This window comes from bacterium (genome assembly GCA_024224155.1).
Classification (GTDB): domain Bacteria; phylum Acidobacteriota; class Thermoanaerobaculia; order Multivoradales; family JAHEKO01; genus CALZIK01.
On record JAAENP010000150.1, the window covers coordinates 1 to 630 of the forward strand.

At 65.2% G+C, this 630-nt stretch carries 1 protein-coding gene; it reads right to left on the reverse strand.

Annotated features, from left to right (window positions below; all coding sequences use genetic code 11):
* Positions 1–197 precede the first annotated feature (197 nt).
* Positions 198–630, reverse strand: a 433-nt coding sequence (locus GY769_08800) for a 1-acyl-sn-glycerol-3-phosphate acyltransferase (GenBank protein ID MCP4202018.1), incomplete at its 5' end; no start/stop codon positions are given.

The window sequence follows — 630 nt, forward strand, 5'->3', positions numbered from 1 at the left end:
CTCGACATCCTTCAGTCGGATTGTCGGCGTCATTCGCGATCTCTCCCAGGGTCTCGCCGGCGAAGGCCGTCTCGGTGATCGGAACCGGCACCGCGAGCTGGGAGTGCGCGAAGGTGTAGAGCGCCGGGTCCGGTTTCGGCGCCGGTGCCCTCGAGTCTTGGACTTCTGCATTCTCGACCTCCTTCGAATCAGCGTCTTCAGCCGCCGGATGCCAACGCTTCGGGCTCAAGCCCCGATTGGACCGCCGCCCTGACTTCCTGGATCAGGGCGCTCATCTTACCGTGCTCGTGGCCGGTGACCTCCACCGGCTCATGCACGATCAGCTTCGCCCTGCCGGGGAAGAGCCTCCAGGTGCCCCCGGGTAGGATCTCCCGAGTGCCGACGATGGTCACCGGCAGGATCGGCAAATCGAGGTCGATCGCCATCCTGAAGGCTCCCTTCTTGAAAGCGAGGAGCTCCCGGCCCTTGCCGAACGTGCCTTCGGCGAAGAAGACCACCGAGGTCCCGTCGGTAATGCGCTCCCTGGCCGCCTTGATCGAGCGTATTGCCGCGTGGCTGTGGGACCGGTCGACGTAGATGTGGCCGAGCTTCTCGCAACCGATTCCCAGGCCGGGGACCCTCCTGAGCTCC